The sequence below is a fragment of the Streptomyces sp. NRRL S-495 genome, from assembly GCF_000966955.1.
Taxonomy (GTDB): domain Bacteria; phylum Actinomycetota; class Actinomycetes; order Streptomycetales; family Streptomycetaceae; genus Kitasatospora; species Kitasatospora purpeofusca.
Genome location: NZ_JZWY01000380.1, coordinates 1 through 25,175 on the forward strand (window position 1 = coordinate 1; position 25,175 = coordinate 25,175).

A 25,175-nucleotide genomic window follows, 5' to 3' on the forward strand; every position below is an offset into this window, starting at 1 on the left:
GCCCGCCCCCGCCCCCGCCGCCGTCCCCACCCGCGCGTTCATCACCGCCCGCTACGCCGACGCCGCCCCCGCCGCCTGGGGCCTCGACGTCCCCGGAGTGCTCACCGGCCTCCCCAGGTCCGCCGCCCCCGCCATCGCCCTCACCTTCGACGCCTGCGGCGGCCCCGGCGGCTCCGGCTACGACGCCGCCCTCGTCGACACCCTCCGCACCCACGGCGTCCCCGCCACCCTCTTCCTGAACGCCCGCTGGATCGACGCCAACCCCGCCACCTTCGAGAGCCTCGCCGCCGACCCGCTCTTCGAGATCGCCAACCACGGCACCGCCCACCGCCCCCTCTCCGTCACCGGCCGCTCGGCCTACGGCATCGCCGGCACCCGCGACCCCGGCGAGGTCCACGACGAGATCGCGGGCAACCTCGCCAAGCTCACCGCCCTCCTCGGCCGCCCCCCGGCCTTCTTCCGCTCCGGCACCGCCCACTACGACGACGTCGCCACCCGGATCGCCGCCGACCTCGGCCAGCGGATCGCCGGCTTCAGCACCAACGCCGACGGCGGCGCCACCCTCCCCGCCGCCCAGGTCCGCCGGGAACTCCTCGAGGCCGCCCCCGGCGCCATCGTCATCGCCCACTTGAACCACCCCACCGCCGGCACCGCCCCCGGCCTGGCCGCCGCCCTCCCCACCCTCCTGGCGGCCGGCCGGACCTTCACCCGCCTCTCCGACGCCTTCCGCTGACCCCCTCCGCGAGCTGCTCACCGTCGACGCCCTCGGCGGGCCGGGCACTGCCGGCCGCGGACACCGGCAGTGCCGCCGCCACCCGGTACCCGGGCCCGTACGGGGCCGCGCTCAGCAGCCCGCCGTACAGCGCCACCCGTTCGCGCAGCCCGAGCAGCCCGTGCCCGGTCGACAGCTCCCGCCGGTCGTCCGGCGGCCGCCCGGCGCCGTCGTCGACCACCTCGATCAGCAGAGCCCGGTCCCAGGTGATCCGCACCACCGCCCTGGTCCCCGGACCGGCGTGCTTGGTGATGTTGGTGGCGGCCTCCTGGACCAGCCGGTAGGCGGTCCGGCTGACGCTGTCGTCGATCCGCAGCGGGGCGCCCCGGGTCTCCACGGAGATCCGGACACCGGACTTCCGGACGTCCGCCAGCAACCGGTCCAGATCGCCCAGCCCGTGGCTGTACCCGCACTCGACCGCCGCCTCGGAGCTGCGGAGCAGCCGCAGCATGTGCCGCAGCTCGGCCATCGTCGACCGGCCGAGGTCCTCGATGTGCCCGAACGCCTCCCCGCGCGCCGGATCCTCCAGGGCCGTGACCCGCGCCGTCTCCGCCCGCATGACGATCACCGCGACGGCGTTCGCGACGATGTCGTGCAGCTCCCGGGCGATCCGCACCCGCTCCTGGGTGACCCGCAGCCGGGCGTTGGCGACCTCCTGCCGGTGCCGTTCGGCGGCCTCCTCGGCGGCCCGGCTCCACCGGGCGAAGCCCCAGACCACCAGCGTCACCGGGACGTAGAAGGCGAGGTTCGCGACGAGCACGGAGGCGAGCCGCGGTCCCTGGTAGTTGCCGATGGTCTCGGCGATCGCCAGCCCCAGCGGCACCAGGGTGAGGAACAGGGCCGCGTACGCGACCGGCCGGCGGCACGACGCGGCGACGGTGTAGAGGGCGATCATGAGCCCGAAGCACGGCACGTAGTCGAGCGCGTTCGCCCAGGAGAGCAGGTCGGAGCCGGCCGAGATCACCCACACCACGCCGAACACCGCCACCGGCCACCGGCGGCGCACCACCAGGGCGGCGGCCTCGCCCAGGGCGAGCAGGACCATCCACAGCCGCTGGTCCCAGCTCGCCCAGGGGGTGAGCACGGTCCCGAAGTAGAACAGCTCCGGGACGACGGCCGCGAGCGCCAGCGCGACGTCCTGCAGGCCGACCGCCCGCGGGAGGCCCGGTCCGGTGTCCCGGGCCTCCCGCGGCCGTTGCGGCGCCGCCGCCGTGATCATCGGGATCGCCCCGCGGCCCGGTCAGGCCGCGTCGGCGGCCGGGGCCGCGGCTCGCGGGGCGGGACGCCGGCAGCAGACCGGGCTGCTGCCGCAGGTGCCGCAGCTGTAGTCCTCGGCGCTGGAGTGCACCTCCTGCTCGAACGCCGGGCCGAGCCACCACTCGTCGGGCGGTCCGGGCTTCCGGGCCGGGCGCACCACCCGGAAGCCGAGTTCGGCGTAGACCGCCCACTGGTCGCCGTGGTGGCGGACCAGGAGCTCGGCGATCCGCTCCGGCGTGGAGGTCACGGTGGGGACCTCGAACCGGGTCGGCCAGACCAGCGTCAGCAGGGCCGCCGCGGTGCTGACCCCGTCCCCGTGGACGGCCGCCAGGCCGATGCCGGCGACGGGGAGCACCTCGGCGGTGCCGTCGCGCCCCGGTGACCGGGAGATCCGGAGGATGTATCTGCGCCACGGGCTCGCCAGCTCCCGGGGCGGATCCGGGACCAGCACGGTCGAGCCGCTGGTCATGAAGCCGTGTGCCAGCAGCTTGCCGGGCACCCCGTCCCGTACCTGGGTGTGCACGGTGACGAGCAGGGCGGGCGCTGCGGTGACGGAGTTACTAGCCATGGTTACACCTCGTAACCGTCCTGGCCCGCTCCGGTTCCGGCGGGCGCTGTACTCCCACCCTCCTCCCGGCCCTGTCCCGGGAACATGAGTCCCAGGCCCCACCCGCGCCCCGACCTCGCCACGCCCTGTCCGGTGGCCGTTCCGACGGTCCTCACCCGTTCCGGGCCCTGACCGACGCCGCTGGAAGTCCTAAAGCTTGTCCCGGACCTTCCGGAACAAGCTTTAGCGTCGCGGTGTGACGAAGACGTCGTTCACGACGTACCCGTCCAGTCCGTGCAGCTCGCCGTAGGCGATCAGGTCGCTGCTCCGGTTGATGAACCCGCGTCCCGAATAGTTGAGCGAAGTGTTGCAGAGGACGCTGAATCCGGTGAGTTCGCCGAAGGCGGTCAGCAGTTCACCCATGGCCGGGTTCGCGGCCGGGTCGACGGTCTGGGTGCGGGCCGTCCCGTCGACGTGTGTCACCGCGCGCAGGTCGGCGGATTCGACCCGGCTGAAGTACAGCATGTAGGGGTCGGGGAGGCCACCGCCGAACCAGCGGCCCGCTTCCTGCTCCAGGCAGATCGGGGCGATGGGGCGGTAGCTTTCGCGCTGTTTGATCCTGTTGAGCCTGGCCGTGGTCTCCTCGGTGAAGGGAGCGGCCAGGATCGACCGGTTCCCGAGGGCGCGGGGCCGATCTCCCAGCGGCCCCGCGCCCAGCCGATGATCTTCCCGTCGCGGAGGTGGCGGGCGACCTCGCGGTGGTCCAGCGGGCGGATCTCGTAGCGCTGCGGGTCGAACCCGATGTCCTCCACGAATTCGCCGCCCGCGTAGACGTCCCACTCCAGGTCGGCCGACCCGGTGTAGAAGTGCTGGGCGTCGATGGCGGTGCCGATCGCGGAGCCGCTGTCGTTGGGACACGGCGGAACGAAGACCGCGGGGAAGAGCCCGCACTCGCGCCAGCGCCGGTTCCACTCGCAGTTGAGCCCGCAGCCCCCGGAGACGAGCAGCGGGATTCCCTCGGTCAGGTACTCCCGGGCGTACGCGTGGAAGCGGTCGAAGATGGCGTCCGAGAGCCGGGCCGCCAGGTTCTTGTACGCGCTCGATTCCACACCGACGTTGTGGAAGGGGGAATCGGTCATCCGGTCCTTCAGGCTTCCAGTGATGACCTCCTTCTGGCCGAGGACGAAGTCGATGACGTCCTGTTCGGCCCGGGTCGCCGGCCGGTTCTCGGCGAATCCGGCCAGGGCCATCTGCTTCCCCGCGTCCTGGAACCGGACGAACTCCTGGTGCGGACTGAACTTCGGGTCGGCGAGCGCGAAGCCGTAGGAGTACTTGTTGCCCGGGTAGTTGAGCACCTCCTTGAGATGGGTCACCTTCCCGTGCTGGTCGATCCGGTAGAACGAGCCGATGTTCCCCTCCCACACCAGGCTGTAGAAGGGCTGGTCCCGGCGGAGTGCCGACATGCCGTAGGACGTCATGATGTGGGAGCGCTCATGGGTGGACGAGAAGACGCGTACGGCCTTGCCGAAGAACCGGCCGGCCTCGTCCGTGATCGCGGCTGCGCCCACACCGAAGTACCCGGCGCGCGAAGCCTGGTCGGTGCACTGGGTCCCCTTGATCCAGCCGCTCACGGCGACGACGTCGGGCTGCCTGTCCAGCCGGTCCGCCGCCGTCGCGAACAGTTCGGCCGTCGGGTTGCTGTAGCGGAGGAACGAGTCCTTCTCCGCTTCCAGGGAGAAGAGCAGCCTGCCGTCGTCGACGGCCGCGATCGCCCCGTCATGGCCTTCCTTGAGGGAAAGAATCAGCATGATGGTCCGTTTCTCGGTGGGTTCCGCGTCCGACGGTTCGGGGCGGGCTCAGGGTCCGGGCGGCCCGGGTGCTGCGGGCGGCGCCGAGAGGGCCTTCAGGGCGAGCCGGTGCAACCGCGGGTTGGCGGACAGGGCGCCGGTGCCGTTCCGGGGCGAGGCGCCCAGGAGGTCGGTGCAGAGGCCGCCGGCCTCCGCCACGAGAACCTGTACCGCGGCGATGTCCCAGGGGTTGACGACCGGTTCGGCCGCGATGTCGAGCGTTCCCTCGGCGACCATGCAGTGCTGGAGGAAGTCGCCGAAGGCACGGTCCTCCCAGCAGGCTTCGGCCAGCCGCAGATAGGCCGCACGTGAGTGGAAGACGTCCCAGGTCCGGGTGCTGGTGGTGGAGAGGTACGCCTGGTCGAGGCGGGTGCGGCCGGAGACCCCCAGGCGCACGGGGGTGGTGCCGGCCGGTCCCCGGCGCAGCCAGGCGCCCCGGTCCGCCGCCGCCCACCAGCGGCTGTGCAGGGCGGGGGCGCTGATCACGCCGACGGTGGGGCGACCGTCCTCCAGCAGGGCGATCAACGTGGCCCAGACCGGTACGCCGCGCAGGAAGTTCTTGGTGCCGTCGATGGGGTCGACCAGCCAGGTGCGCCCGGAGGAGACGGAGCCGCCGGTCTCCTCCCCGGCGAACGCGTCATCGGGGCGGGCGGACCGCAGTTCCTCGCGGACGGCCGTCTCGACGGCGGTGTCCGCGTCGGTCACGGGTGTACGGTCCGGCTTCTCCCGGACCCGCAGGTCGAGGGCGTGGAAGCGGCGGACGGTGAGCCCGTCGGCGAGGTCGCCCAGACGGAGGGCCAGTTCGAGGTCGTCCTCCGGTGGTACGGGCGGCGTCACCGGATCACCTCGTTCGCAGTTCGAGCAGGTGGTACTCCATGACGCCCACTTCCTCGATCCGGCGGACCTTGCGCAGCATGTCGATCCGCAGGCCGGCCTCACCGGCGAGCACGTCGAGCCGTGCACGGTCCCCGAGGTGGGCGGTGCCCAGCAGCAGCCGGCCGCCGTCGGTCAGGTACTCGTGCGCCCCGGCGAGGTAGCGGGCCTGGCCCCGGTAGCCCGGGTCGAAGACGGCGGAGTGGATGTCGCTGGAGAGGGCGAAGCCGTCCTCCACGTAGGTCCAGGGCACGTTCCAGAAGATCGTGTCGAAGCGGCTCAGGGGATCGAGCGCCGTGTACATGTCGCTGTGGAGGACGCGGACCCGGTCGCCCACACCGTGCCGCTCGGCGTTGGCGACGGTGTTGGCCACGGCCTTCTCGTTGATGTCCAGTGCGGTGACGGAGGCACAGCCGCTGAGTGCGGCGGTGACGGCGATGACGCCCGTACCGCAGCCGACCTCCAGGAACGAGCCGTCCCGGGGATAGGGCACCACCGAGGCCATCACCTCGGTGGCCGCGCTCAGCGTGCTGGGCCAGACACCCCGGTGCAGGCTCCATTCCCGTCCCAGCAGGGTGAAGGTGTCCGGCAGGTCGTCACCGGCGAGAGCGTGCTGCAGGGCTCTCGCCACGTCCTCCGGCGACTCTTCGACAGTCATGCCCACTCCCTCTTCGGTGGTGCGGTTCCGGTCATCGGGGCAGATCGGCGGCGCGGGGCAGATCGGCGGCGCGGGGCAGATCGGCGGCGTACCGGACCAGCGCCTCGCGGTGACGGCCGACCTTGCGGAACGCCTCGGCGTACTGGTCGATGAGCACCCTGTCGTCGGGCCAGGCGGTGAAGGTCGGCAAGGACAGCGCGTGCTGCTCGACGTGCTCGGCCTGCGAGTCGGCCCCCGGCGCGGTGGCCTTCTTGGGGACTCCGGGGAAGAGGGGGTTCTCGGGGCGGGCGTAGAGCGGCAGGGTGGACAGCCGGGGGCCGGAGGGGGCGCCGACCTCCATGCCCTCGGCGCGCAGCGCCCGGATGAGCACCGAACGCGGAACGCCGCCCAGTGCCTGGGGCCGGTAGAGCGGCTTGTAGCCGTACCAGGCGCCCATGTCGACGTGGTCGGCGACATGGACCTGCTGCAGGTACTCCACGTCGGCGAGTTGCTCGCCGAGGTGCCGCAGGCACCGGTGCCGGGCCTCCTTGCGTGCGGGGAAGGCGGCGAGGGCGTGCCGGGCGACGATGGCGTTGAACGGTGACATGCGCAGCTTGAGTCCGAAGCCCGTGACCCAGTGGGCCCGCAGGTCCTCGTCGAGGACGGAGTCCCGGGAGCGGTCCCGGTAGTGCCCGAGGAGGGTGGCGCGGTCCTGGATCCCGGGGTCGCTGGTGACGAGGATGCCGCCTTCTCCGGCGTAGACGGCCTTGTTGGCCTGGAGGGAGAAGACGGCGGCGTCGCCGAAGGTGCCGACCGGCCGGCCCTTGTAGCGGCTGCCGTGGGCGTGGGAGCAGTCCTCCAGGACGCGCAGCCCGTGCCGTTCGGCGATCGACAGGATCGCGTCCATGTCGCAGGGGTGGCCCCACTGGTGGACGACGGTGACGACCTTGGTGTGCTCGGTCAGCGCGGACTGGAGTGCCTTGGGGTCCAGGCCGCGGGTGTCGGGGTCGATGTCGGCGAGGACCACGTCGCCGCGCAGCGCGAAGACGGGGCTCAGCGCGGCGTGGTAGGTGAGCGCCGGTCCCACGACGTCCACCCCCTCGCGTACGCCGAGGGCGAAGTAGGCGGCGAGGAGCGCGCTGGTGCCGGAGTTGAAGGTGACCGCGTAGCGGGCGCCGCCGTTCAGGAAGGCGAGGAAGTCGGCTTCGAGCCGACCGATGGGGCCGCTGTTGCCCTTGATGGAGATGTCGGTGTTCCGCTGCGCGGCCAGCTCGGACAGCTCCGCCTTGTCCGCGGGGGGCGGCCACACCTCGTGGGGCAGTGGCCGCGAGATGGCGGGTGCGCCCCCGAGAAGGGCGAGCCGTTCGTCGGTACTCATGTGCTCTCTTCCTGTCCTTGCGGGGTGGGTCAGGCGCATCGGTCGGTGAGTCCGCTCGTCCCGCCCGATCGGGCCCGGTAGATTCCGTCGATCGTGCGAACGGTGGCGAGTTGGCGCAGGAGGTGGTCCCGGCGGTAGTCGCGGTCCTCCAGGCGGTCCAGGTAGTGGCTGAACATGGAGCGCGTGATGTCGGTCCTGGATCCTTCCGGGGCGTAGCGTTCCAACTGGGCCCCTCCGACGGCATGCAGGGTGGCCGCCCCGGGGGCGACGTTCAACGCGCCTTCCGAACCGAGCACACAGAGCTGTTCGGTCTTCGCGAGGCTGTGGCGCGAGATGCGCAGCGAGCCCGCCAGCCCCCTCGACGGGTAGCTGCACAGGAGGGCGACCAGATCCTCCAGTCGGCGGTCCCGCGTCTCCTGGTACTGGTGCACGAAGGCCGAGTGCACCCGGGGGGCCTCGGGGAACATCCCGTTGAGCACATCGACAAGGTGGTAGCCCATGTCGAGGAGCACACCACCCCTCGCCTGCTCCCGGGACGCGCGCCAACCCGTGGTCGGACGAGCCAGGTTGAAGTGGTAGTCGTAGGAGAACCAGTAGGGCCTCCCGATCCGCGCGAGGTTGTCCCGGGCGAACCGGAACACCGGGTCGAAGTTCCGTTGCAGCAGGGTGAAGACGCTGCGGTCGGCCTGCTGCGCGAGCTGTATCAGATGGCGCGCTTCGGGTTCGGTGACCGCGAACGGCTTCTCCTTGATGACGTGCCTGCCGTGCGCCAGCAGCCGCGTACAGACCGGGAAATGCTCGCCGTGAGGCACGGTGACCACTGCGGCGTCGAAGTCGACGGCTTTCAGTGCGTTGTCGAGGCTCCCGTAGTACGGGAATCCCCATTCGTCGGCGAGTGGCACGGCGAGCGGGGCGGAGTCGACGCCGCCGACGATATCGGCACTCTCCTGGACGATCGGCAGGTACTCCTTTCCTTGATGCCCGGCAAATCCGATCATCAGGACTCGTGGTCGCGGACGGATGTCCTTCAGCCTGTCGCCGGGCATGCAGAATATTCCCCTCGCAGAACACCGCTCGACGATGACGTGGGAAGTCGGGAAAGGGTTGTGCGGCCCGGATCGGACTTACGCGTCCGCAGACGGTTCAGAGAGCCGTGCGGCTCCCCGAAGGGTCGGCGCGCCAGGCGTGTGCCGCGGTCACGACGTCCTTGATGAAGGTGCTGCCGCTGCGCAGTGTGTTCTCGTCGAGCAGCGTGACGTCCTCGGCGGCCAGCCAGGCGAACTCGGTGTGCTTGTTCGGTTCGAGTGCGGGCGAGGAGAGGTCCCCGTCCACCTCGACGAGGTAGTCCGACTCGATGTGCCGTATGCCGTTCCCCGTCCACTCCGTGTGTGCCAACCGGGCGAGAACGCGGCGCAACCGCCACCCCGTCTCTTCCGATATCTCCCGGCGGAGCGCGTCCAGGAGGGACTCCCCTGGTTCCACGGCTCCACCGACCACGTCCCAGCAGCCGGGGAAGAGGGAGCGGTCGGCCGAGCGGCGTTGGACGAAGATCCGGCCGGCCGGATCGCGGATCAGCGCGCCCACCACCGGTCGGGGCCGGGCTGCCCCGGTCATGAGGGTCCCCCGTCGCGCTCGGACGGGCACGGGGGTACGGAATCAGTATTCCTGTACGAACGGTCGAACGGGCGGGGGGTCGAGCATTCCGAACGGCGGGGTCGGGGCGGGACTAAGCGGTCTGGATGCGAACTGGAGAATGAACGACCTGAAGCTTGCATCTCCACTCCGCGAGGTTAGCCGAATCTCGGAGAACAGGTGCGGGGACGAACTTCTTCGGGGCGCCTCGACTTCCACTTGACATGGCGAGCGGTCGTGTGCTGAGGGATTGCCTCCCGGTGTGTGCCGCGGATCCGCCCCGGCGGAATCGCCGGGGCGGGGGCCTTGTTCGCGCACGGTCCGGTATCAGTCCGGTCCGCCTGCTCCATGGCGACGGGGCTCCGGCAGCGGATTCTTGAGCGATTCTTTCCTGCCACCGCTGACGGATCGTGAGGGAACTCTATTGGCCGGATCGGCCGCCCTTCGCGTCTCGGCGATGCCGTCCTCCGGCCCCGCCGAGACGGCCGGCGCCGCCGACCCGGCCGGCGCCTCCGTTCACCGGCGGCGCGCGACCACGAAGGCGTAGCCGACCTCCGCGAGGGCACCGAACCGGGGAAGGGAACGCGCGAAGTCGAAGAACTCGTAGTGCGGGTCGTCCACGGCGGGGGTGACATTCGCGAAGGCATCGGCGAACGCCTGGTAGGTGCGCCGGACGTGCTCCCCGATGTCCTGGAACTCCAGAACCTCCAGACCGGCGCGGTCGAGGGCGGTGCGGAGCTCCGCCGGCTCGGGGAGCGCAGGAGACCCGAACGCCCGGCAGGTCCGGCGGACCGTCTCCGCGGCCTCACCGGTCACCGGCGACCGGAGCAGCACGTCGGTGACGACCAGCGTGCTGCCGGGCCGCAGGGTCCGGGCGATCTCGGTGAGGGCGGCGGTCCGGTCGGGAATGTGCATCATGGACTCGATCGCCCAGGCACCGTCGAAGGACGCGGACTCGAAAGGCAGTGCGCAGGCGTCCGCGTACCGGAAATCCACCCGGTCGGCGAGCCCGGCGGCCTCCGCCCGGGTCCGTGCGAGGGCGATGTCCTCGGCGCTGACCGAGATTCCCGACACCTGGCCACCGGTGGCCCGGGCGATGCGCAGCGCGGGCCGTCCCGTTCCGCAGCCGACATCCAGCAGACTGCGGCCGGGTGCGGCGGCCAGCCGCCCCGCCACGAGGTCGGTGAGCCGGTCGGTGGCCTGGTCGAGCGACCGTCCGTCCGCCGGGCTGTCCCAATAGCCGACATGGATGTTCCCGTCGACGGCCGCGCCGTCCACGATCTCGGTGTGCTCGTCACGGAGCGGGTCAGGGTCGGGTGAGGACGGGACGCCGTGCTGCGCGGACGGGTTGTCGGTCATCGCGATCTCCCGGGTGCGAGGGGTGAGTCGGCGGGTGACGAGGGCCGGCGGCGTTCGCGGGGAGCGGGCAAAGGTGTTCCCGGACGAACGCGACGCCGTTCCGCTGTTCCTGAAGGACTTCCCGTGCGACCGGTGCTGGGAACCGCTTCTCCGTGACCGGTTACCGCAGGACGGTGATGGCGGTGGCGAGGTGGCCGTCGTGGACGCGCCAGTGGCCGTCCAGGGTGGGGAGCGGGGAGGGGACGAGGAGGACGGCGGTGAAGGTGCCGTCCGGGCGGAGGGTGAGGTCGGCCTCGGAGAAGTCGAGGAAGGTGTGGGTGAGCGGGAACCAGGTCTTGTAGACGGACTCCTTGGCGCTGAAGAGGATGCGGTCCCAGGGCGTGCCGGGGTGGGCGGTGGAGAGGGCGGTGTTGCGCTCCTGTTCGGCGGGGAGGGCGATCGCGTCGAGGACGCCCTCGGGGAGCGGGAGGGCGGGTTCGGCGTCGATGCCGAGGGAGAGCACGTCCTCGGCGCGGGCCACGGCGGCGGCGCGGAAGCCGGCGCAGTGGGTGAGCGAGCCGACCACGCCCTCGGGCCAGCCCGGGGCGCCCCTTAGCCCGGGCACCAGGGGGCGGTACGGGACGCCGAGGCGGCCGAGGGCGAGCCGGGCGCAGTGGCGCACGGTGGTGAACTCGCGGCGCCGGGATTCGACGGCGCGGGCGATGACCGCCTCCTCCTCGGGCTCCAGGCGGGCCTGGGGCGGGTCGGAGTAGGCGGTCTCGACGACGACGGGCGCGGGCAGGAGTGCGCTGATCACTGTTCCCCCGGGACAGGACGGACGACAAGGTTCTGCGGGGACAGGCTATTCGAACGCGGCGGCGGCCTCCCGCAGGGCCCGGGCGACGGTCTCCGGGTCGTCGGGGGCGGGGTCGCCGGGCCGGTAGGTGACGGCGCGCAGGCCGCCGCCGTAGCGGAAGGAGCGGTGGCGCTCGTACACCGGCCAGGAGACCGGGGACTTGCGGTCCACGCCGACGCTGATGCCCTGGAACGGGGCCATTCCGATCAGCTGGTGGACGGGGCCCAGCCGACCGGTCTCCGCGCCGTCGACCAGCACCCGGAACTCCCAGCGCAGGCCCGGGACGGCGGTGGCCTCGACGGTGACCAGGCGGGCGCCGGGGGCGAGCGGTCCGGCGTCGGCCTCGAAGAGTTCGCCGTACTGGTTGTAGGCGAGGCGCAGCCGGCCGTCCTCGACGTAGAGGCTGTAGCCGCCGCCCTGGTCGCCGTGCGAGACCAGCACGCCGGCGTCCTCGGCGCCGTGGTGGGCGAGTTCGACCTCGACGGTGAAGGAGCGGAAGGAGATCAGCCGGGACGAGCGGTAGCGTTCGAGCTCGGGGGTGCCGGCCAGCAGGCGCAGCGGGCGGCGCAGCCGGGCGTCGTCCGGGTGGCGGCGGGCGAGCGCGCCGCTGCCGTCGGCGAGCGGGAAGACCCCGTTGTCCCGGGCGGCGAGCTCCCAGGCCGCTGACAACTCCTTGACCAGTGCCGGGTGTTCGGCGGCGAGGTCGTGGATCTCGGTGGGGTCGGTGCGCAGGTCGTGCAGGGCCCACTCGCCGTCCTCGTACGGGGTGCCGGGGCGGTGCAGGGTGACCAGCTTCCAGCCGTCGCGGTAGTAGCTGCGGTTGCCGGTCATCTCGCAGTACTGCTCGTGGTGGGTGGAGCCGGCGGCGGGGTCGCGCAGGACGCTGGTGAAGGGGAAGCCGTCGAGGGACTGCACGGGCTGTCCGGCGCGCCGGGCGGGCCGTTCGACGCCGGCCAGGTCCAGCAGGGTGGGCAGCAGGTCGGTGACGTACTGGTACTGGGTGCGGACGCCGGGATCGCCCTCGGCGCGGGGGAGGCCGGCCGGCCAGGACAGTACGAACGGGACCCGCACCCCGCCCGCGTGGGTCTGGCCCTTGTAGAGGCGGAACGGCGTGTTGGAGGCCATCCCCCAGCCGCGCGGGTAGTGGACCAGCGAGCGCGGGCCGCCGATGAGTTCGACCTCGCGCTCGACGTCGGGGTTCCAGTCGGCGGGGAGGTTCGGGTGGTGGACGAAGCGGCTGAAGTAGCTGCGGGTGCCCTCGGCGCCGCCCTCGCCGGTGCCGCCGTTGTCGGAGGTGAACACCACGATGGTGTTGTCCAGTTCGCCCAGCTCGGTGAGGGTGTCGAGCAGCCGCCCGAGGTTCTGGTCGACGTTGTCGACCATGGCCGCGTAGACCTCCATGTAGCGGGCGTACAACCGCCGCTCCGGTTCGGTGAGTTCGCTCCAGGGGCCGACCTCGTGGCCGGACTCGGCGTTGCGGTCCGGCAGTTCGGTGCCGGGCGGGAAGTGGCCGGCGGCGAGCTGGCGGGCGAAGCGGGCGGCGCGCAGTTCGTCCCAGCCGCCGTCGTAGCGGCCGCGGTGGCGGGCGAGGTCGGCGGGCTTGGCCTGCAGCGGGCCGTGCACGGCGTTGTGGGCGAGGTAGAGGAAGAACGGCTTGTCGGCGTCGTGGGCGCGCAGCGACTTCACCATGTCGATGGCGCGATCGGTGATGTCGTCGGTGTAGTAGTAGTCGTCGGGGAACTCGTCGATGTCCAGCGGGCTGTTGTCGCGGACGAGTTGGTGCGGGTGGAAGAGGCTGGTCAGGCCCTCCAGCACGCCGTAGTACTGGTCGAAGCCCTTCTGCAGCGGCCAGTTGGCGCGGTTGTCGGCGGCGTTGGAGGCGGAGTCGCGGGTGAGGTGCCACTTGCCGACGGCCCAGGTGGCGTAGCCGGCGTCGTGCAGCAGCTCGGCCAGGGTGGGGATGTCCCCGGCGACCTCCATGCCGTAGCCGGGGAAGCCGGGGTCGGCGTTGGCGACGAAGGAGTAGCCGACCCGGTGCGGGTTGAGGCCGGTGAGCAGGGCCGCCCGGGCGGGCGAGCAGAGCGGCATGGTGTGGTAGTTGGCGAGTTTGACGCCGCGCTCGGCCAGGCCGTCCAGGACGGGGGTGGGGACTTCGGCGCCGAACGGGCCGATGTCGCTGTAGCCGAGGTCGTCGACCAGGACGACGACGATGTTGGGCGCGCCCTCGCGTGGGCGGACCCGTTCGGACCAGGCGGGCGTGGATTCGGCGAAGGTGCGGCCGACGGTGCCGGGGAAGCCCTCGTAGGGGTCGCGGCGGGACGGGCTGCTCATGCGGTGCTCCGGGAGGTGAGGACGGGGGCCGGCGCGGGGTCCAGGCGGGGGACGGCGGCGAGGAGTTCGGCGGTGTACGGGTGCTCGGGGGCGGTGACGACCCGGTCGGCGGGTCCGGTCTCGACGATCCGGCCGCCGTGCAGCACGGCGATCCGGTGGCTCACCTGCCGCACCACCGCGAGGTCGTGGGCGATGAAGAGGATGGCGAGGCCGAGGTCGCGCTGGAGCCGGGCCAGCAGGTCGAGCACCTGCGCCTGCACCGAGACGTCGAGTGCGGAGACCGGTTCGTCGCAGATCAGTACGCTCGGTTCGGGGGCCAGCGCCCGGGCGATGCCGATGCGTTGGCGCTGCCCGCCGGAGAAGGCGCGGGGGTGCCGGTCGGCGCTCGCCGGGTCGAGGCCGACCTGCTCCAGGAGTTCGGCGACCCGCTTCGCCCGCGCGGCCCGGTCGCCCAGGCCGTGGGCGATCAGCGGTTCGGCGACGATCTGCCCGGCGGTCATCCGGGGGTTGAGCGAGGAGTACGGGTCCTGGAAGACCAGTTGCACCTCGCGCCGGGCGGTGCGTTCGCCGCCCCGGCCGAACTCCTCGCCCCGGAAGCGGATCCGGCCGCCGCTCGGGGCGTGGACCTGGACCAGGGCGCGGGCCAGGGTGGACTTGCCGGAGCCGGACTCGCCGACCAGGCCGAGGGTCTCGCCGGGGTGCAGCTCCAGGTCGACGCCGTCCAGCGCGGTGACGGCGCGCCGGCGCGAGCCGTAGGTCTTGCGCAGGCCGGTGACGGTGAGCAGCGGTTCCGGTCCGGGGACGCTGTTGGCGGCTGCCCCGGAGGGGGTCTCCAGGCGGGGGACGGCGGCCAGCAGCTGGCGGGTGTAGGGGTGTTGGGGCGCGCCGAGGAGTTCGGCGGTGCTGCCGGACTCGACCACCTGGCCGTGCCGCATGACCAGCAGCCGGCGGCAGGTCCGGGCGATCACCCCGAGGTCGTGGCTGATCACCACGAGCGCGGTGCCGGTCTGCCGGTTGATCCGGGTGAGCAGGTCCAGGATCTGCCGCTGGACGGTCGGGTCGAGCGCGGTGGTGGGCTCGTCGGCGACCAGGACCTCGGTGTCGTTGGCGAGCGCGAGGGCGATCATGATGCGCTGGCGCTGCCCGCCGGAGAACCGGTGCGGGTGGTCGTGCAGCCGTCCGGCAGCGTCCGGGATGCCCACCAGGTCGAGCAACTCCACCGCGCGGGCGGCGCGTTCGCGGCGGTCGGGGTGGGCGCCGTGGGCGCGCAGGGCCTCGTCGAGCTGGCGGCCGACGGTGAGCACCGGGTTGAGCGAGGACATCGGGTCCTGGAAGACCATGGCGATCCGCCGGCCGCGCAGGGCGCGCAGGGCCGGTTCGGGGAGGGCGGCGAGGTCCTGGCCGTCCAGTTCCACCGAGCCGCCGGTGATCCGGCCGCCGGCCGGGAGCATCCGCAGCAGGGCGAGCGCGGTGGTGGACTTGCCGGAGCCGGACTCGCCGACCAGTCCGAGGGTGTCGCCGGCGGCGAGCTCGAAGCCGACGCCGTCGACGGCGGTGGTGCCGTCGAACTCCACGGTGAGGTCGGTGACCTTCAGGACGGTGCGGGGCGGCGGGGCGTCGGTGCTGTGGTGCCCGGCGGCGGTGCGGGGCGGGGTGCTGGCGGTCATCGGCGGATCCCCCGGTTCAGGGCCTCGGCGATCAGCGTGAAGCCGAGCACCAGCGCGGTGGTGGCGGCCAGCGGGGCGGCCGCGAAGGTCGGACGGGTGGCGAGGTAGCCGACGGACTGGCTGAGGATGGAGCCGAGGGTGGGCTCCGGCGGGCGCACGCCGAGTCCGAGGAAGCTCATCGCGCCCTCGATGAAGACGCCGACGGACAGGGCCACCGCCGCCTGCACGATCAGCGGATCGACCGCGTTCGGCAGGACGTGTCGCAGCAGCACCCGGGGCCGGGAGGCGCCGCCGACCCGGGCCGCGAGCGCGTACTCGCGCTCCCGCTGGACCAGGATCCCGGACCGCAACTGGCGTCCGAACAGCGGGATCTCGGCGAGCGCGATGACGATGAACACCGGCCAGCGGCCGGGCCCGAGCACGGCCGTGACGGCCAGCGCCAGGATCAGGCCGGGGAAGGCGAGCACCAGGTCGAAGGCCCGCTGGACGGCGGTGTCGGCCCAGCGGTGGGTGGCCGCGAGCAGGGCCAGCGAGCAGCCGGCCAGCGCGCCGACCGGGACGGCGGAGAGGATCAGCGCGAGGTCGGTGGTGATGCCGTGCAGGACCCGGCTGAAGAGGTCCCGGCCGAGGTCGTCGGTGCCGAACGGGTGCGCGGCGCTCGGCCCGGCGAGCGCCGACGGCCCCTGGGCGTCGGGGTCCTGGCCGGTGAGCAGCGGGGCGAGCAGCCCGGCCAGGGCGACGGTGCCGACCAGGGCGAGCCCGGTCAGGCCGCGTCCGGTGAGCAGCCCGGCGAGGTAGCGGTTGCGGGCACGGGCCGGGGCGGTGCGCGCGGGGGCGGCGAGGGCGGTCATCGGTTACTCCCACCGGATCCGGGGGTCCAGCCAGGCGTACACCAGGTCGGTGAGCAGCTGGACGGTGACGTAGACGGCGACGATCAGCAGCAGGAGGTCCTGCACCACGGGGTAGTCGCGGCGCAGCACGCCCTGCTCGACGAGCTGGCCGAGCCCGGGCCAGGCGAAGATCCGCTCGACCAGCACGGCCCCGGCCACCAGGTGGCCGATCTGCAGGCCGAGCACGGTGACGGCGGAGGGCAGCGCGTTGGGCAGGGCGTGCCGCCAGACGATCCGGCGGCGGGAGACGCCGACGGCGGTGGCGGTGCGCACGTAGTCCTCGGCGAGGGCGCGTTCGATGCCGTCGGTGAGGTAGCGGGCGAGGACGGCGGCGCTGGGCAGGGCGAGGCAGACGGCGGGCAGCAGCAGGTACTGCAGGGCCAGGTCGGGGGCGTCGAGCAGGGATTCGTGGCCGCCGGCCGGCAGCAGGCCGAGGGTGACCGCGAACAGCAGTACCAGCAGCACACCGGTGACGAACGGCGGCACGGCGAGGACGGCGGTGGTGAAGGCGCGGACGGCGGCGCCGACCGGCCGGCGCCGGGCGGTGGCGCCGAGCACGCCGAGCGGCAGGGCGATCAGGACGACCAGCAGCAGGGCGGCGGCGGTGAGTTGGGCGGTCGCGCCGAGACCGTCGGTGATCAGGTCGGCGACCTGGCCGCCGATCGCGTAGCTGGGCCCGAGGTCCCCGGTCAGCAGCTGGCCGAGCCAGTGCAGGTACTGGCCGAACAGCGGCCGGTCCAGGCCGAGTTGCGCCCGGATCGCGGCCACGGCCGCCGGTCCGGCGTCCGGTCCGGCCAGCGAGGTGGCCGGGTCGCCGGGGATGAGGCGGAGGATCAGGAAGACCAGGAAGGAGGCGAGCAGGAGGACGAGCAGGGCGGAGGGGAGCCGCTTGAGGAGGAAGGTGCGCATCGGGGTCCGGGCCCTCCGGTCAGGCCGTGAGGTAGGCGTCGTCGAGGTTGAGGTAGCCGAACTTGTTGAGGGTGGCGCCGCGTGCCTTGCCGACGGCGACCTCGGTGAGGCCGGCGATCGCGAGATCGATCACGAACTGCTCGTCCAGCAGGACGTCGGTGATCTGTCCGTAGAGCGCCTTGGCCTCGGGGCTGTCGCTGTCGGGCCGTTGCCAGGCGCGCTGGACGATGTCGGTGTAGGCGGGCGAGCTGAAGCGCGAGCTGTTCTTCGCCTCGTTGAACGGGTAGGCGCTCACCGCCAGGGTGGCGGGGTGGAGTTGGGCGAAGCCGTGGCTCAGGGTCCACAGCGCGGGCATGCTCTGCGCGATCAGCTGCTTCTGCATGGTCGGCGAGTCGGTGGGCTGGAGCACGGTCTCGATGCCGACCTGCTTCAGGTCGTACTGGAGGATCTGGGCGACGGCGGTGTTGCCGGGGTCGTTGCTGTGGGCGAACGGCAGGCTGATGCCGGTGAGTCCGGCGTCCTTGAGCAACTGCCGGGCCCGCTCGGGGTCGTGGCGGTAGTGGCCGGCGGCGTCCGCGCTGTACGCGGGGGAGGACTTGGGCCACGGGGTGGCGGAGACGGTGCCGTAGCCGCCGAGCGCCTGCTCGACCAGCCGCTCGCGGTCGACCGCCCAGGCGATGGCCTGCCGCACCCGCTTGTCGGAGACGTGCTCGGCGGTGAGGTTGGCGCCGATGTAGTAGGCGCCGGAGCCGGTGTCGTAGGGCGTGATGCGGTACTGCGGGTCGCTGCGGAGGGTGGCGATGTCCTTGCCGCGGATGCTGTAGGAGAGGTGGGTCTGACCGGTCCTGAGGGAGGAGAGCAGCGACTCCGCCTGCGGGATCACGCGGATCTCGACGCCGTCCAGGTAGGGGCGGCCGGGGTTCCAGTACTTCTCGTTGCGGGCGAAGGTGATCGAGCTGCCGGGCTTGCGCTCGGTGAAGGTGTAGGGGCCGGTGCCGATCAGCTTCGTCCCGGCGAACGCCTCCTCGACGGTGGCCGAGTCCGGGACGATCATGAACTCGAAGAGGTCGAAGAGATTGCTCACCGGATGGGCGAGGACGAGGGTGAGCTCGAAGTCGCCGTTCTTGCGGAAGTCGGTGACAGCGGCCGCGGTCGACCTCAACTGGGCCGAACGGGCCGGGTTCTGGAGGTTCTTGACCGCGAACACCACATCGTCGGCGGTGAACCGGCGGCCGCTGTGGAAGGTCACGTCCTCGCGCAGCTTGAGCGTGACGCTCGCGCCGTCCGCGGCGACCTGCCAGGAGGTGGCGAGCTCGGGCTGCGGCTGGAGCTTGTCGTCGTAGCGGGTGAGGGTGTTGAAGACCAGGCGCTGCACGAGGGTGTTGGCGCTCTGGGCGAACAGCAGGGCCGGGGTGAAGTCGACGCCGGTGCCGACCGTGAGGACGCCGCCGCGGCGCGGGCCCGCCGCGTCGCCGGTGGCCTGCCCCGTGGCGGTGTCGGCGGCCGAGCGGCAGGCGGCCAGGGAGAGCAGGCCGGCGCCGGCGAGGCCGCCGCGCAGCAGTGTCCGGCGGGACAGGGCGGGGGCGGTGGGGAAGCTGGTCACGAGTGTGGTCCTCTGCGGGAAGGGGCGTGCGGGGTCGGCGGGTGCGGGATCGGCCGGTGCGGTCGGGGGACGGCGGTCAGGGCGTGCACCGGACGGGCGTACAGGGCGGTGAGCGCGGCGGCTCCGGCGGCCACGGCGAGCACATCGGCGCCGCGCTGCTGGGAGATCAGCAGGTCGGCGTCCCGCCGCAGGTGCGAGCGGCGGGCGAACTCGGTGCGCACCACGTCCAGATAGGCCGGGTCGAGCAGGGCGAAGGTCTCGGTCAGGACGAGCAGGTCGGGGTTGACCACGTCGGCCAGCAGGGCGAGCGCGCGGCCGATGACCTCCGCGCGCCGCCGCACCAGCCGGTCGGCGCGCGGGTCGCCGGCCTGGACGGCGGCCAGGAAGGCGGCCCGGTCCGGGTGTTCGGTGATCCCCTCGGCGGCCGCCGCCTCGAACAGTGTGGTGTCCGAGGCGGCGACCGCCAGACAGCCGGTCCGGCCGCAGTGGCAGAGCAGGTCGCTGTCCGGCACCGGCAGATGGGCGACGTCCCCGGTCGGCGAGGCCGGGCCGACGTGCACGGTGCCGGCGACCGCCAGGGCCGCGTCCACCACATGGCCGACGAACAGGTGCACCATCGAGCGCCGGGCCGCCGGGTGTCCGAACAGGATCTCTGCCTGGGTCAGCGCCCGGGCGTGGTTGTCGACCTGGACGGGCAGCCCGGTGGCGTCCGCGAGCAGCGTCGCGAGCGGCAGGTCCCGCCAGCGCAGCGGGTCGTGACGGACGATCAGTCCGCGCTCCCGGTCGACCGAGCCGCCGGTGACCGCGCCCAGGCCGACCACGGTCCGGCCGTCCGGCGCGGCGGCCAGCAGCCGGGGCAGCCGCTCCAGCAGCGGCCGCAGCACGGCCCGGCCGGTGCGGCCGCGATTGCTCAACTCCCGCCGGTGCAGCACGTTTCCGCGTGGATCGAGGAAGGCGAAGGTGGTGTACGGCAGGCCGATGTGCAGCCCGGCCACGGCGATCCGGCCGGTGTCGACGTCGACCGGGAGCTGCGGTCGGCCCACCGCCCCGGCACCTGGGGCGGTCAACTCCGGCCGCTCGTGCAGCAGTCCGAGCCGGACCAGGTCGACCACCTGGCGGGAGACCGCGGCCGGGCTCAGGCCGGTGAGCGCGGCCACCCGGCCGCGGGCCACCGGGCCGTGGTCCAGCACCGCCCGCAGGACGGCGGCGGCGTTGACGTCCCGCCGGGCGTCCCCGGTGCGCGGCCCGCCGACGGGCGTGGCGGGGGCGGTCTCCGTGACCATGCTTCGCCTTCCTCGGTTCCGGTTCCTTCCGCTCAGCCCCGGTCGGTGGCGGTGGCGGTGGCGGTGGCCACGGTCACCGCGGCGCCGGCCCCGGCGGCCTCGGCGGCGGCGACCTTGGCGGCCTCGGCCGCCGCGGTCTCCAGCTCCTCGGCCGGCACCAGCCCGGCCACCCGCGGCGGCTCGGCGGGCTCCAGCAGCCGGCTCGGCGCGCCGTCCACGCCCACCGGCAGGTCGCCGTCCAGGGTGATCCGGCGGACCAGGCGCGGCTCGTCGCCGTAGTCGTTGACGGCGTAGTGCTGGGTGGCGCGGTTGTCCCAGATCGCGACGTCACCGACCTGCCAGTCCCAGCGCACGGTGTTCTCCAGCCGCTCCACATAGCGCTGGAAGAGCGCGAGCAGGGCCCGGCTGTCGGCGCCGGAGACACCCTGGATCCGCTGGGCGAAGGCGCCGAGCAGGAGGTTCTTCTCGCCGGTCACCGGGTGGACCCGGACCACCGGGTGCTCGGTCTTGAAGGCGGTGGAGACGAAGACCTGCCGGAACAGGTTGGCGATCTCGGCGTTGTCCGCCAGCTCCGGGCGCAGGGCGAGGCTCGCCGCGTAGTCGTAGTCGTTGGTGTGCACGGCGCGCAGCGACTCGGCCAGCACCTTCAGCGGCTCCGGCAGGTCCTGGTACGCGGCGGCGGTGTTGGCCCACACGGTCGAGCCGCCGGCCGGCGGCAGCTCCAGCGCGCGGAGGATCGAGGCCTTGGGGTAGGAGGGGACGAAGGTGACGTCGGTGTGCCAGTTGTTGGCGCGCACACCCTTGGTGGCGTCCAGCTCGAAGACGTAGCGGCCGTCCGCGCTGGGGACGGTGGGGTGGCCGACCGGGTGGCCGAGCAGGCGGGCGAAGGCCTCGTGCTCGGCGTCGTCCAGGTGCTGCTGGCCGCGGAAGAACAGCACCTTGTGCTCGTACAGGGCGGCCTCGATCGCGGCGACGGTCTCGGCGGGCAGCTCGCCGCCGAGGCGCACGTCGTGGACGATCGCGCCGATCCGGCCGGCGGCCGGGGTGAGGCGGAGTTCGGTGGTGGTGGCGGTGGACATGGCGGATCCTCGACTCTCGTACGGAGGTGGATGCGGTGAAGGCGGGTGCGCCGACAGGGCCCGGCCGGCGCGGACGACCGTGTGCAGGCGGACGCGGGCAGGGAGCGGCGGGGCAGGGCACGGCGGGGTGCGACGGAGGGCGCACGGGTGCCGCGGTGAGGAAGGGCGGCCGGAGTGCGGCCGGGAATCAGCGGGCGAGCGTCCCGCGACAACAACAGCGGCGACGGGCCGGGGCGACACGGTGAACGGTGCGGGTGATCATCGGCCCTCCTTCCGCTGTCTCGGGGTGCTGCGACTGGGCTCGGCGCTCATCGTGCTGAAGCCCGCGTATCCCTGTCAATCACCCGTTCCGCCTGCTGAGAACGGGTGTTGCGGCCGTATGACGCCGCGTTGCGGGAGGCTTTCGGGTGATGACGCGGCTGCTGCGAGGGCGTGTTCCCGCCTGTCGCGGGCGTGTCGGGAGGACTAACTCTCGCAGCGGAAGTAACCGTGGGCAGTCGAAGGGCCCGCCCGGAGTGTGTCCGGACGGGCCCGAGTACGGCGAGGGGTGCCTCCGGGGATCGTCTTCGAGGATCGGATCCGGAGGAGGTCGAGTCCGGCGCTAGCGGTGGGTCGCACTGCCCGTGCGGCCCACCGTCAGTCCGTTCCGGCGGCTCAGTAGAGGACGGCGGAGAGCCGCGCCGGGCCCGTCTCGGTGGTGGTGTCACAGAAGTAGACGATGGCCTGGTGGTTGTTCACGTACGCCTGGCCGGCCGCGTGGCAGGAGGCGGCGGTCGGGTAGATGCCGATGTAGGTCCAGGTGGACGCCTGGGCGCTCGGGGCAGCTATCAGGGCGCCGCCGGCCATGAGTCCGGCCACGGCCACGGCGGAGAAGGCCTTGCGAAGCGACATGAGTGGTCTTCCTCCCATTGGTGAGCGCCGGGGTCCGTGCCCCTGCGCTTCGCCGAGGAGCCTCCTCCGAATGCGGATGCCGGGCAATGGTCGAGACCAATTCCGACCGGAATCGATGTGGTGTTCCTGTGACGGCGCAGGTCACGGGCTCGCCTGAGGGGCTGACGATCATCTTCCGGACAGTTCTTGCACTGTCCGGCACCTGACAGACGGTCGTCGGCGGCTCCCCGCCGGTCCCTACGCCCCCAGCAGTCGGGCGAAGTCCAGGCCGAGGCTGCCGAGTACGGGGAGCGCACCGAGATCGGTGACGGCGCCGACCGGGATGCTGTAGCCCTGGTTGACCTCCCGGGGCTTCGGTGCGGCGGCGGCCGGGCCGGCGAGGGCGCCGGCGAGTACGGCGGTGAGGGTGGCGAGCAGGGCGAAGGTGCGCAACGGGGCCTCCGAGGACACGGGATCGGGCGCCCTGCTGAACGCGCGGGGGAGTCGTGCGGTCACGCATCGTCCCTCCGTCGGCCGATCGGGTAAAGCGTCCCCGCCTGTGTTCATGACAACATGTCAGATGTCTGTACCAGTTGTGGATGCTCTGCCTACTGTCCTTTCCAACCACCGAACTGGGAGGGCACACATGCGAGTTGTCCCGAACCTCCGGATCCTGGCGGGCGTCCCGCTGGCCGCCGCCGCGCTGGTCGCGCTCACCGCCGGCACCGCGAGCGCCGCGATACCGATCAACAAGCCCATGACCGGCAAGGCCACCTACTACAACGATGCGGGCTACGGCGCCTGCGGGACTCAGATCAATGCCGGCAGCCAGATGCTGGTCGCCGTCTCGCACACCTGGTGGACCAGTGCCAACCCCAACAACGACCCGCTCTGCAAGGGCATTTCGGTCAAGGTCAGCTACCAGGGCAAGACCGTCACCGTGCCGGTCAGGGACAAGTGTCCGTCCTGCGACTCCACCCACATCGACCTCAGCCAGCCGGCCTTCGCCCGGTTCGCGCCCCTCGGTCAGGGCGTGATCAACGGCCTCACCTGGCAGTTCGTCAAGGCCGGCTTCGCCGGTGAGAGCATCCCGCTCTCCGAGCCGGTCACCGGCTCGACCATCGGCTCGACCACCGGCTCGACCGTCGGCTGAGCCGGCACCCCCGTCGCCCGCCCCCGCCGCGGCCCCCACTGTCGGCGGGTGCGGGCACAATCGGCACCGTCCACAGCCGGCGCGGCCAGTGCGGTCGGCACGACGACGGAGGAGCGGCGGACATGGCGCGGTACATCACGGTCACGGCGGCGGTCACCATCGCCGAACCCCGCCTGCGGGCCTATCTGCGCTCGCCGCTCGCCCCGGCCTCCGCCTGGCCGGAGTCCGACTGGACCGGTCTCTGCACCCCCTGGCCCGACCGGGCCCTGCGCGGCCAGTACCTCGCCGAACTCCCGGCCGCCGTCGCCGAGTGCGACAGCTGGCTCGACGGCGACCACGCCGACCACCTCCTCGAACTGGCCGAGCACGAGGACCTCACCCTCCGCCACGACAGTGCCACCGGCGCCCTCGCGCTCGACCTCGACACCCGGGTCGACTTCGAACTCCCCGGCATGATCTGGGCGTTCACCGTCCTGCGCGGCCTGGCGGAGGTGATGGCCGAGGACGACGGCGGACTCGTCGAACTCACCCCCGACTGGACCGGAGGCACCGTGCCGATGCTCCTGTCACCGGGGCGCTCCGTCTTCCTCGATCCGGCCCGCGACGCCGCCGCCCTCGCCCGCGCCCGCGACGTGGCCTTCGACGTGCGCTGCGCCGCCCCCGGACCCGAGCAGGCCGAGCCGGCCGCCGGGCTCCTCGAACGCCTCCTCGCCTGACAGGGTGCAGCGCGCGGGCACCGGATTCTTCCAAGCTGGCGCTGGTTCGCACCCGGGCGGCAGGCGTAGCGTCCGGGAAACTGTCGGCGCGAGGTGGAGGTCGGGTTCCGTGGGATCCGGTGGCACGGGTGTGAACGGCACGGCCGGGAACAGCACGGGCGTGAACGGCGGAGTGTCCTTCTGGTGGGGCAGGCTCGGGATGCCCGAGGCCCGGCCCGCACTGCCCGGCAACCGGGAGGTCGACGTCTGCGTGGTCGGCGGCGGCTACACCGGCCTGTGGACGGCGTACTACCTCAAGAAGGCCGACCCGGGCCTGCGGATCGCCGTCCTGGAACAGCGCTTCTGCGGCTACGGCGCTTCCGGGCGCAACGGCGGCTGGCTGTACAACGGCTTCGCCGGCCGCGGCGCCTTCGCCCGCCGCTACGGGCAGGAGCGCGCCGCCGCGATGCAGCGGGTGATGGACCGGGCGGTCGGCGAGGTCGCCGACACCCTCGCCGCCGAGGACATCGACGCCGACCTGGTGCGCGGCGGCGTCCTGGAGGTCGCCCGCACCCCCGCCCAACTGGCCCGGCTGCGCGACTTCACCGAGGCCGAACGCGCCTACGGCGCCGATCGCGTCCAGCTGCTCGACGCCGAGGAGACCGCGCACCGACTGAACGTCGCCGGGGCCCTCGGCGGCGTCTGGAGCCCCCACGGCGCCAGGGTCCAGCCCGCCAAGCTCGCCGCCGGCCTCGCCGAGGTGGTCGAACGGCTCGGCGTCGAACTGTACGAGGGCACCCCGGTGACCGCGATCCGCGGCGGCCGCAAGGCCCGGGCCGTCACCCCGCACGGCACCGTCACCGCCCGGTACGTACTGCGCGCCACCGAGGGCTTCACCTCGGGCCTCGCGGGCGAACGCCGCACCTGGCTGCCGATGAACTCGGCGATGATCGCCACCGAACCGCTCCCGGCCTCCTTCTGGGAGGAGACCGGCTGGGAGGGCCGCGAGGTGCTCGGCGACTTCGCCCACGCCTACATGTACGCACAGCGCACCGCGGACGACCGGATCGCCCTCGGCGGGCGCGGCGTCCCCTACCGCTTCGGCTCCCGCACCGACACCGACGGCGCCACCCAGCCCGCGACCGTCCGCCAACTGCGCGAGATCCTGCACGAGTTCTTCCCCGCCGCCCGCACCGCCAGGATCGAGCACGCCTGGGCCGGGGTCCTCGGCGTGCCCCGCGACTGGTGCGCCACCGTCGACCTGGACCGCCGTACCGGCCTGGGCTGGGCCGGCGGCTACGTCGGCAGCGGCGTCACCACCACCAACCTGGCCGGCCGAACCCTGCGCGACCTCGTCCTCGGCCACGACACCGAACTCACCCGGCTGCCCTGGGTCGGCCACAGCGTCCGCCGCTGGGAACCCGAACCCCTCCGCTGGCTCGGCGTCCACGCCCTCTACGCCGCCTACCACACCGCCGACCGCCAGGAAGCGACCCGCCGCCGCCCCACCACCTCCCCCCGCGCCCGCCTCGCCGACACCATCGCCGGCAGGTAGCCG

Annotated in this window: 23 protein-coding genes and 1 pseudogene; 4 read left to right on the plus strand and 20 right to left on the minus strand. The window is 72.8% G+C overall.

Features of this window, described 5'->3' with window-relative positions:
• Nucleotides 1-733: polysaccharide deacetylase family protein (locus tag VR45_RS20055; protein WP_045941178.1), on the plus strand; the 733-nt coding region annotated here is incomplete at its 5' end.
• Here VR45_RS20055 and VR45_RS42475 read toward each other — a convergent pair.
• From VR45_RS42475 to VR45_RS20150, 20 genes and pseudogenes are all read right to left on the minus strand, one after another.
• Entirely contained in the window at nucleotides 705-1,991 is a 1,287-nt protein-coding gene (locus VR45_RS42475; RefSeq protein ID WP_052709222.1) for a histidine kinase, read from the minus strand. The two genes, VR45_RS20055 and VR45_RS42475, sit on opposite strands and share 29 nt — an antisense overlap.
• 21 nt (nucleotides 1,992-2,012) lie before the next feature.
• Complete coding sequence (locus tag VR45_RS20065; RefSeq protein WP_045941179.1) at nucleotides 2,013-2,597, minus strand: hypothetical protein; 585 nt, start codon at nucleotides 2,595-2,597, stop codon at nucleotides 2,013-2,015.
• Between the two features lie 222 nt (nucleotides 2,598-2,819).
• Entirely contained in the window at nucleotides 2,820-3,548 is a 729-nt protein-coding gene (locus VR45_RS48780; protein ID WP_353612706.1) for a carbamoyltransferase C-terminal domain-containing protein, read from the minus strand.
• Nucleotides 3,515-4,384 (minus strand): annotated as a pseudogene (locus VR45_RS50590) (proline dehydrogenase); the annotation flags it as partial. The gene VR45_RS48780 and the pseudogene VR45_RS50590, both read right to left, overlap by 34 nt.
• A 48-nt stretch (nucleotides 4,385-4,432) precedes the next feature.
• Nucleotides 4,433-5,260, minus strand: coding sequence for a histidinol-phosphatase (hisN, locus tag VR45_RS20075; protein ID WP_045941180.1), 828 nt, complete (start codon nucleotides 5,258-5,260; stop codon nucleotides 4,433-4,435).
• Nucleotides 5,261-5,264: 4 nt separating this feature from the next.
• Entirely contained in the window at nucleotides 5,265-5,954 is a 690-nt protein-coding gene (locus tag VR45_RS20080) for a methyltransferase (RefSeq protein WP_045941181.1), read from the minus strand.
• 31 nt (nucleotides 5,955-5,985) lie between these two features.
• Nucleotides 5,986-7,311, minus strand: a complete 1,326-nt coding sequence (locus tag VR45_RS20085) for a DegT/DnrJ/EryC1/StrS family aminotransferase (protein WP_045941182.1) — start codon at nucleotides 7,309-7,311, stop codon at nucleotides 5,986-5,988.
• Between the two features lie 29 nt (nucleotides 7,312-7,340).
• Nucleotides 7,341-8,309 (minus strand): Gfo/Idh/MocA family oxidoreductase, encoded by a 969-nt coding sequence (locus tag VR45_RS20090; protein WP_078896674.1) that lies wholly within the window; start codon nucleotides 8,307-8,309, stop codon nucleotides 7,341-7,343.
• Between the two features lie 145 nt (nucleotides 8,310-8,454).
• A complete protein-coding gene (locus VR45_RS20095) occupies nucleotides 8,455-8,925 on the minus strand; it encodes an NUDIX domain-containing protein (RefSeq protein ID WP_045941184.1) in 471 nt (156 codons plus the stop codon).
• Nucleotides 8,926-9,459: 534 nt separating this feature from the next.
• Complete coding sequence (locus VR45_RS20100; protein ID WP_045941185.1) at nucleotides 9,460-10,302, minus strand: methyltransferase domain-containing protein; 843 nt, start codon at nucleotides 10,300-10,302, stop codon at nucleotides 9,460-9,462.
• A gap of 160 nt (nucleotides 10,303-10,462) precedes the next feature.
• Nucleotides 10,463-11,095: a 4'-phosphopantetheinyl transferase superfamily protein gene (locus VR45_RS20105; RefSeq protein ID WP_286163343.1), complete on the minus strand. Its 633-nt coding sequence runs from the start codon at nucleotides 11,093-11,095 to the stop codon at nucleotides 10,463-10,465.
• Nucleotides 11,096-11,143: 48 nt separating this feature from the next.
• Nucleotides 11,144-13,468: an arylsulfatase gene (locus tag VR45_RS20110; protein ID WP_045941187.1), complete on the minus strand. Its 2,325-nt coding sequence runs from the start codon at nucleotides 13,466-13,468 to the stop codon at nucleotides 11,144-11,146.
• Nucleotides 13,465-15,135: an ABC transporter ATP-binding protein gene (locus tag VR45_RS20115; RefSeq protein WP_078896675.1), complete on the minus strand. Its 1,671-nt coding sequence runs from the start codon at nucleotides 15,133-15,135 to the stop codon at nucleotides 13,465-13,467. The genes VR45_RS20110 and VR45_RS20115 overlap by 4 nt, the downstream gene beginning before the upstream one ends.
• Nucleotides 15,132-15,986: an ABC transporter permease gene (locus VR45_RS20120; RefSeq protein WP_045941188.1), complete on the minus strand. Its 855-nt coding sequence runs from the start codon at nucleotides 15,984-15,986 to the stop codon at nucleotides 15,132-15,134. The genes VR45_RS20115 and VR45_RS20120 overlap by 4 nt, the downstream gene beginning before the upstream one ends.
• A gap of 3 nt (nucleotides 15,987-15,989) precedes the next feature.
• On the minus strand, nucleotides 15,990-16,934 hold the full coding sequence (locus VR45_RS20125) for an ABC transporter permease (RefSeq protein ID WP_043472500.1): 945 nt from the start codon (nucleotides 16,932-16,934) through the stop codon (nucleotides 15,990-15,992).
• Nucleotides 16,935-16,953: 19 nt separating this feature from the next.
• Entirely contained in the window at nucleotides 16,954-18,537 is a 1,584-nt protein-coding gene (locus VR45_RS20130; RefSeq protein ID WP_045941189.1) for an ABC transporter substrate-binding protein, read from the minus strand.
• Nucleotides 18,534-19,820, minus strand: a complete 1,287-nt coding sequence (locus VR45_RS20135) for an ROK family transcriptional regulator (protein ID WP_045941190.1) — start codon at nucleotides 19,818-19,820, stop codon at nucleotides 18,534-18,536. The genes VR45_RS20130 and VR45_RS20135 overlap by 4 nt, the downstream gene beginning before the upstream one ends.
• A gap of 32 nt (nucleotides 19,821-19,852) precedes the next feature.
• Nucleotides 19,853-20,899, minus strand: a complete 1,047-nt coding sequence (locus VR45_RS20140) for a TauD/TfdA family dioxygenase (protein WP_078896676.1) — start codon at nucleotides 20,897-20,899, stop codon at nucleotides 19,853-19,855.
• Nucleotides 20,900-21,553: 654 nt separating this feature from the next.
• Nucleotides 21,554-21,790, minus strand: a complete 237-nt coding sequence (locus VR45_RS20145) for a hypothetical protein (RefSeq protein ID WP_045941191.1) — start codon at nucleotides 21,788-21,790, stop codon at nucleotides 21,554-21,556.
• Nucleotides 21,791-22,027: 237 nt separating this feature from the next.
• A complete protein-coding gene (locus tag VR45_RS20150; RefSeq protein ID WP_159394275.1) occupies nucleotides 22,028-22,285 on the minus strand; it encodes a hypothetical protein in 258 nt (85 codons plus the stop codon).
• 130 nt (nucleotides 22,286-22,415) lie between these two features.
• Here VR45_RS20150 and VR45_RS20155 point away from each other — a divergent pair, with 130 nt between their 5' ends.
• The 3 genes from VR45_RS20155 (at nucleotide 22,416) to VR45_RS20165 (ending at nucleotide 25,172) form a co-directional block, all read left to right on the plus strand.
• Complete coding sequence (locus VR45_RS20155) at nucleotides 22,416-22,922, plus strand: cysteine/serine endopeptidase inhibitor (RefSeq protein WP_063772513.1); 507 nt, start codon at nucleotides 22,416-22,418, stop codon at nucleotides 22,920-22,922.
• Nucleotides 22,923-23,044: 122 nt separating this feature from the next.
• The gene (locus VR45_RS20160; protein ID WP_045941193.1) at nucleotides 23,045-23,638 is read left to right on the plus strand and encodes a hypothetical protein; all 594 of its coding nucleotides are present in this window, start codon (nucleotides 23,045-23,047) and stop codon (nucleotides 23,636-23,638) included.
• A 199-nt stretch (nucleotides 23,639-23,837) separates the two neighbouring features.
• Nucleotides 23,838-25,172: an FAD-binding oxidoreductase gene (locus tag VR45_RS20165; protein ID WP_045941198.1), complete on the plus strand. Its 1,335-nt coding sequence runs from the start codon at nucleotides 23,838-23,840 to the stop codon at nucleotides 25,170-25,172.
• The last annotated feature ends 3 nt before the right edge of the window (nucleotides 25,173-25,175 follow it).